This window comes from Immundisolibacter sp., assembly GCF_028696615.1.
GTDB lineage: Bacteria > Pseudomonadota > Gammaproteobacteria > Immundisolibacterales > Immundisolibacteraceae > Immundisolibacter.
Window position 1 is genome coordinate 1 of sequence record NZ_JAQVGQ010000028.1, and the last position, 6,385, is coordinate 6,385.

The window sequence follows — 6,385 nt, forward strand, 5'->3', positions numbered from 1 at the left end:
TGGCGGGTGGCGATGCGCAGCGGATTCATCGGCGGGGCGGGTGGTGCGGACTGGTGGGCAGTCTAGCAGGCGCCCGCGCGCCGGTCGGTCGGCGCCGCGCCGGCAGGCCGGTGCTGGTCTCGCCGCCGGCCGCGCCGCACAATGGCGCGCCCTGTGGCCGCGGTGTTTCTCATGTCCTGGCTCACCGATCAACTCGCCTGCCTGCCGTCGCGGCTGCTGCCGCAGCAGGCGGCCTCGCGCCTGGTCTACCAGCTGGCGCGTTCGCGCCGGCCGTGGCTGAAGCAGGCGCTGATCAACGGCTTGATCCGCGCCTGTGGCGTCGATCTGTCCGACGCGGCCGAGCCCGATCCGCGCGTGTATCCGGATTTCGTGAGCTTTTTCACCCGCGCGCTGCGCGACGGTGCGCGGCCTCTGGCGGGCGACGAGCACACCCTGGTGAGCCCGGCCGACGGCACGCTGAGCGCGTTCGGCAGCATTGCCGGCGACACGCTGCTGCAGGCCAAGGGCCGCACCTTTACCGCGGCCGAGCTGCTGGGCGGTGATTTCGCGCTGGCGGATGAATTTACCGACGGCAGCTTCGCCACCGTTTACCTGGCGCCGCGCGACTATCATCGCGTGCACATGCCGCTCACCGGCACGCTGCGCAGCATGACGCACGTGCCGGGACGCCTGTTCTCGGTGCAAGGCGCCACCGCGCGCGGCATCGACCGGCTGTACGCCCGCAACGAGCGCCTGGTGTGCGTGTTCGATACCGTCCACGGGCCGCTGGCGGTGGTGCTGGTGGGTGCGCTTTTGGTGTCGAGCATCAGCACCGTGTGGGCGGGCGAGGTCAACCCGCCCGGCGCGCGTGCCGCCCTGTGGCGCAGGACCTACCCGGCTGCCGGCGAGGGCAGCGTGCACCTCGCCCGCGGCGCCGAGCTCGGCCATTTCGCGATGGGCTCGACGGTGATCCTGCTGTTGCCGCCAGGCGGGTTTGCCTGGGCCGATGGTCTGTACGGCGGCATCAGGCTGCGCTGCGGGCAGGCGCTGGGCAGGTGGCCCGCAAGGAACGGATGAATCACCGTTTCCCTACTGGCAGCGGGCCGCGCAGTTGCCGCAGCACGGTGCGCAGGTAGGGGCCGGTATGGCCTTCGACGGCGGCGGGCAGCGCGGTCCAAGGCAAGCCGGGATGCCGGTGGTGGGTGCCGTGCAGGTTGGCGTTGAGCACCAGCCGGGCGAGTGGGCGGGCAAGGCGCAGGTCATGGCCGGAAACGCGCACCCCGGCGGCGGTGGCGTAGTGGTAGGCGTTGTCCAAAAACGACACCAGCAGGCCACGCCCGGCCAGCACCGCTAGTAGCCACGGCCAGGCGTCGCCGTACAGCGCCGCTGCAGCGGCATACAGCACGATGATGCTCGCGGCGTCGTGGCGCATTTGCCGCAAGCGGCGCTCGGCCAGCAGGTGGTGCTCCAGCAGGCGCTGCAGGGTTGGCGCCTCGGTCCCGCCTTTGTGGCGCGCAATGCGCCCCAGTAGCGCTCGCAGTGGTCGGTCGGGCAGCAGCACCAGCAGGTTGCCGAGCAGTTCGGCCACGTACAGCCCCTGCAGCAGCCCCCAGTAGTAGCACAGCCAAACCGCCGGCCGGCGCTGGCCGGGTTCGTACAGATCGGGTCGGTCGACCTCGCTGCGATTGAAGCGATGGTGTAGCAGGTGACCGCAGCGCAGCAGCTGCAAGGGCGCGCCGAACACGATGCCGAGCAGGCGACCAGCGCACTCGTTCAGGCCGGAGTGGCGGTGCAGCAGGCCGTGCACGGCTTCGTGGATCAGCGCCCAGTGGCCGGGCGTGGCCAGCACCGGCACGAGCAGGGTCCAGGTCCACACGGCGTCGCGGTGGATCAGCAGCGGCGCGCCGACGAGCGCGTAAGTGCCGATCAGCAGCGCGGCGCCAGCCAGCGTGAGGTTGAGTCGCCCCGGAATGGGGCTGCGGCGTCGCGCCGCGGGTGCTCCAAAGATGGCCATGCCCATCAGCATGGCGCGCCGCCCGTGACGGTTTCGTGGCAGGCGGGCGTAGACGGCTGCCGGTCAAGGCGGAGGCCCCGCAACGTGCCGAACCGGCGATAGGCGGAAAAAGCCGGCCATGGCATGCTTTGACCGGGACGCGCGGCGCCGGCGGTTTTGCGTCGAGCCGGCGTCCCCGCGGCCCGTGCCGGGCACACGACACACGACCGCTGGCGGGCCAGGGCCACGCCACGGCAGCAGGAGGAGATTCCGATGCGCGAGATGCTGTTCCAGGGCGCGCTGGTGTTCATCATGTTCGGCCTGGGCATGGAGCTGACGGTGGCCGATTTCACGCGCCTGGCGCGGATGCCCAAACCCGTGCTGGTGGGACTGCTGGGGCATATGTTCATCCTGCCGGCGGTGGCGCTGGCGATGATCGGTGTGTTTCCGATGCCGGCGGCGTTCGCGCTCGGCTTGCTGGTGGTCGCCGCCTGTCCGGGCGGGGCGGTGTCGAACCTGTGGACGCACCAGGCGCGTGGCGACGTGGCACTTGCGGTGACGCTGACGGCGCTGTCCGCCGCCGTGGCGGTGGTGTGGGTGCCGGTGCTGCTGAATCTGGCGGTGAGCTACCTGCTGGGCGAGAGCGCCGACATTCGTCTGCCGCTCGGCCCGACCATGGTCCACATCGCCATCCTCACGGTGTTGCCGGTGTCGGCCGGTATGGCGATACGGCGCCTGGCGCCGGCGTTTGCGCAGCGCATGGATCGACCGATGCGGTTGCTGTCGCTGCTGTTTCTGGTGCTGATCGTGGTGGCGATCCTGGTGCGCGGACGGGGCGAGTTCGTGCACCTCATGGCCACCGCCGGGCCGGCGGTGCTGCTCTACAACTTTCTGGTCATGGCGGCCGGGCTGGTGTTGGCGCGCCTGGCGCGTCTCGCGCCGCGGCAGGTCATCACCATCCCGATCGAGGTCGGCATCCAGAACGTCATCATGGCCGCCACGCTGGCCACCGCGCCGCAGTTCCTGAACCGCCCAGAGGCCGGCCTGGTGCCGAGCATCTACGGCTTCACCATGACCTTCATGGCGATTGCCTGGCTGCTGGTGATTCGTTTCGTGCCCGGTGTGCTGGGGCGCGAGCCGGCGCCGGTCGTGGAGCCGGTGCGGGCGTAGGCGCAGGAGGCCCGGTCAGACCTGCAGCGTGAACGGATTGAAGTCGGTCTGGTCGTCGAAATAGTCTTCGTGCTCGGCCCGTTTGAGGGCGTTCACCACCCGATACGTCACCGGCGTGGCGACGATCTCCCAGCTCACCTTGATGCAGTAATTGGCGGCCATGACGCTCAGCAGGATGTGGTTCTCCCACACGCCGAAGAAGGCGAGCGGGTAGAACACCAGCGTGTCGGCGGCCTCGCCGACCAGGGTGGAGCCGATGGTGCGGCTCCACAGATAGCGGCCGCGGGTGAGTACCTTCATGCGCGCCAGCGTGAAGGAATTCAAAATCTCGCCGCACCAGTAGCCGAGCAGCGAGGCCAGCGCCACGCGCCAGGTGGAGCCGTAAGCCGCTTCGATCACCGCCTGCCCGGTCCAGCCGTCGGCCGGCGGCAGGTGCACCACCACCGCACTCATCACGGCGGCGAAGGCCAGCGCCCCGAAGCCGGCCCACACCACCCGCCGCGAGCGGGCATAGCCGTATACCTCGGTCAGCAGGTCGCCGAACAGGTAGCTGAGCGGAAAAAACAGGTTGCCGGCGCTGAAGGTGAGCCCGCCGACCTGCGTGACCTTGCTCACGCCGATCAGGTTGGCGCATAGCAGCACGCACACGAACGCCGCCATCACCAGGTCGAAATAACGATAGTTGCGCCGCGTGGTGGGGGCGGACATGGGTGGTCCTCGCGGGGGGCGATGGGGTCGAGGCGGCGGCGATGCTAGCACGCAGCGCCGCGCCGTTTTCGGGTTTGTCAAGGTTCGGTCACGGATCGGTCACCGCCCGGTCATGGCGCATTCTCAGCATGCGCGGTGCTTTCAGTCCGAAAGCGTCACCGGCTTGTGTGCACCGATGCGCGAACCGGCCCTGTTGCTGTCCCGTCCCGCCGGCATCGCCGGCCTGTTCGCGGCGCCGATGTTGGCCGTCGCCGACCGGCTGACCGGGCTCAAACGCCTGGATGGCTTGTACCAGCGCACGCGGCGGCAGACCGGCGAGGGCGATTTCCTGGACCGTGCCCTCGCCACGCTTGGCGTGCGCCTCGAACTGGACGCGCAGCGCCTGCAACAGGTGCCGGACCGCGGTCCGCTGCTGATCGTGTCGAACCATCCGTTCGGCGGCGTGGAGGGGATGGCGCTGGCGCAGGCGCTGCGCCGGCGGCGGCCGGACCTGCGGATTCTGGCCAATCACCTGCTCGGCCGGATTCCGGAGCTGGACCCGCTGATGATCCACATCGATCCGTTCGGCGGTGCCGTGGCGGCGCGCCGAAACCGCGCACCGTTGCGTCGGGCGCTGGCCTGGCTGCAGGACGGCGGCGCGCTGCTGGTGTTCCCGGCCGGCGCGGTGTCGCACTGGCACCTTCGCCAGCGCGCCGTGATCGACCCGCCGTGGCGGCCCACCGTGGCCTGGCTGGCGCGGCGCAGCCGGGCTGGCGTGTTGCCGGTGTTCGTCGGTGGCCGCAACGGCGCGCTGTTCCAGCTGGCCGGCCTGGTGTCGCCACAGCTGCGCACGGCGCTGCTGGTGCGCGAGCTGCTGCACAGTCATCGGCGCCCGCTGCGCGCCGAGCTCGGCCGGCCGATCAGTGCGGCCGAGCTCGATGCTCTGGGCGAGGATGCCGAATGTACTGCCTGGCTGCGCCTGAAGGTGTATGCGTTGGCACGCCTGCAGAGCGAACGAGCTGCTGCGGCCGGCGCCACGGCGGCGTTGCCGGCGGTGGTCGCCGCGCAGCCAGCAGGTCGGCTGGCGGCCGAGGTGGCGGCGCTGCCGGCCACGAGCTGCCTGCTGCGGCAAGGCGATTTCGAGGTCTATCTGACCGCCGCCGAGCAGATTCCAAGCGTGTTGCAAGAAATCGGCCGGCTGCGGGAACTCACCTTTCGCGCCGCCGGCGAGGGCAGCGGGCGGCCGATCGATCTGGACCGGTTCGACACCCACTACCAGCACCTGTGGCTATGGGATCGCGCCGGCCAGCGCGTGGCGGGCGCCTACCGGCTGGCGCCCATCGACCGCGTGTTGGCGGCGCACGGACGGCGTGGCTTGTACGTGGCGAGCCTGTTCCGCTTCCGGCGCGCGGCCTGGCAGGTGCTCGGCGATGCGGTAGAGCTCGGCCGCTCGTTCGTGACCGCCGACTATCAGCGCGATTTTCAGCCGCTGCTGCTGCTGTGGCAGGGCATCGGCCGCTACCTGGTGGCCAACCCGCAGTACACCCGTCTGCTGGGGCCGGTCAGCGTGGCGCGCAGTTACAGCGACCAGTCGCGCCACCTGATGGCGCAGTATCTGGGGCGCTATTGCAGTAATGCGCAGTTGGCGGGTGCGGTGCGCGGCAATTTTCGCCCGCGCCCGTTGCTGGCCGAAGAACTGTCCGCGGCCACCCGCGAGCGGCTGCTGCGCGACGCCGATGCGGTGGCGAGTCTGGTATCGGCCATCGAGGACGACGGCAAGGGCCTGCCGGTGCTGTTGCGCCATTACCTGAAGCTGAGCGGCGAAGTGCTGGCCTGGAACGTGGACCGGGACTTCGGCGAGGTGCTCGACGCGCTGTTGCTGGTGGACCTGCGCCGTGCCGATCCCCGCCTGTTGCGCCGCTACATGGGAGCCGACGGTGCGGCCGCTTTCCTGGCCCGCCATGCGCCGCCGGCGGCGGCCTGAGAGCTTGTGAATCTTTCAAGCTCCGAGGCCGGCCAGGGATGGCCGGTGGCGAATCGAGCCCGCCAGGGCTTGATTCGTGTGAGTACATCCCGACCGCTACTCAAAGCGGGGTCGTCGGATCCGTTCCACCTTACGTGTACGGGCTCGGGCCAGCGGCCACCGCCTCGGATACTGTTCGAACTGACGATCAGGGTGATGGCGGGCGGCTCATCTGATTCACAGGTTCAAAGACCTCAGCGCTTCCTCAGCCTGCCCGGCCATCGCTGCGGGGATCAGCCGCAGAACGCTCCCCCAGGGGAAGGGGGGCGTCAAGACGTAAGCGTTTCCTTAAGCTGCGAGGCGGGGTTTAAAGCCCCCGTCGTCGAACACCAGCGTGGCCGGCTTGTCGTGCACGGTGGTTTCCAGCACCACGCCGCGGCCCCACAGGCGATACAGGTAGCCGAGCGTCTTCTCGGCCTGGCCGAGCTCCAGCTCCCGGCCGTCGTAGGCGTGCGTGAGGTGCAGCCGGCGCGCGCCGTCGTGGTCGGCATCGTCGATGCGGATGACCGGAAACGCCGCCATGCCGACGCTGG

Annotated in this window: 5 protein-coding genes and 1 pseudogene; 3 read left to right on the forward strand and 3 right to left on the reverse strand. The window is 69.9% G+C overall.

Annotated elements, in window-relative coordinates; translation table 11 throughout:
- Window positions 1-171 precede the first annotated feature (171 nt).
- Window positions 172-1,056: an archaetidylserine decarboxylase gene (gene asd / locus PHC73_RS03415; protein WP_300124479.1), complete on the forward strand. Its 885-nt coding sequence runs from the start codon at window positions 172-174 to the stop codon at window positions 1,054-1,056.
- A gap of 1 nt (window position 1,057) precedes the next feature.
- Here the strand turns inward: asd and PHC73_RS03420 are convergent, their stop codons facing one another.
- Window positions 1,058-2,005, reverse strand: a complete 948-nt coding sequence (locus PHC73_RS03420) for a fatty acid desaturase (RefSeq protein WP_300124482.1) — start codon at window positions 2,003-2,005, stop codon at window positions 1,058-1,060.
- Between the two features lie 240 nt (window positions 2,006-2,245).
- On the opposite strand from PHC73_RS03420, the gene PHC73_RS03425 reads away from it, so the two are divergent.
- Complete coding sequence (locus tag PHC73_RS03425; protein WP_300124485.1) at window positions 2,246-3,142, forward strand: bile acid:sodium symporter; 897 nt, start codon at window positions 2,246-2,248, stop codon at window positions 3,140-3,142.
- A 15-nt stretch (window positions 3,143-3,157) separates the two neighbouring features.
- Here PHC73_RS03425 and PHC73_RS03430 read toward each other — a convergent pair whose 3' ends face one another.
- On the reverse strand, window positions 3,158-3,850 hold the full coding sequence (locus PHC73_RS03430; protein ID WP_300124488.1) for a queuosine precursor transporter: 693 nt from the start codon (window positions 3,848-3,850) through the stop codon (window positions 3,158-3,160).
- Between the two features lie 175 nt (window positions 3,851-4,025).
- Here PHC73_RS03430 and PHC73_RS03435 point away from each other — a divergent pair, with 175 nt between their 5' ends.
- A complete protein-coding gene (locus PHC73_RS03435; protein WP_300124490.1) occupies window positions 4,026-5,813 on the forward strand; it encodes a lysophospholipid acyltransferase family protein in 1,788 nt (595 codons plus the stop codon).
- A gap of 327 nt (window positions 5,814-6,140) precedes the next feature.
- Here PHC73_RS03435 and PHC73_RS03440 read toward each other — a convergent pair.
- Window positions 6,141-6,385 (reverse strand): annotated as a pseudogene (locus tag PHC73_RS03440) (stage V sporulation protein R); the annotation flags it as partial.

Coding starts and splice junctions, on each gene's coding strand:
- PHC73_RS03435 (WP_300124490.1), top strand. CDS start 4,026: ATGCGCGAACCGGCCCTGTTGCTGTCCCGTCCCGCCGGCATCGCCGGC.
- PHC73_RS03425 (WP_300124485.1), top strand. CDS start 2,246: ATGCGCGAGATGCTGTTCCAGGGCGCGCTGGTGTTCATCATGTTCGGC.
- asd (WP_300124479.1), top strand. CDS start 172: ATGTCCTGGCTCACCGATCAACTCGCCTGCCTGCCGTCGCGGCTGCTG.
- PHC73_RS03430 (WP_300124488.1), bottom strand. CDS start 3,850: ATGTCCGCCCCCACCACGCGGCGCAACTATCGTTATTTCGACCTGGTG.
- PHC73_RS03420 (WP_300124482.1), bottom strand. CDS start 2,005: ATGCTGATGGGCATGGCCATCTTTGGAGCACCCGCGGCGCGACGCCGC.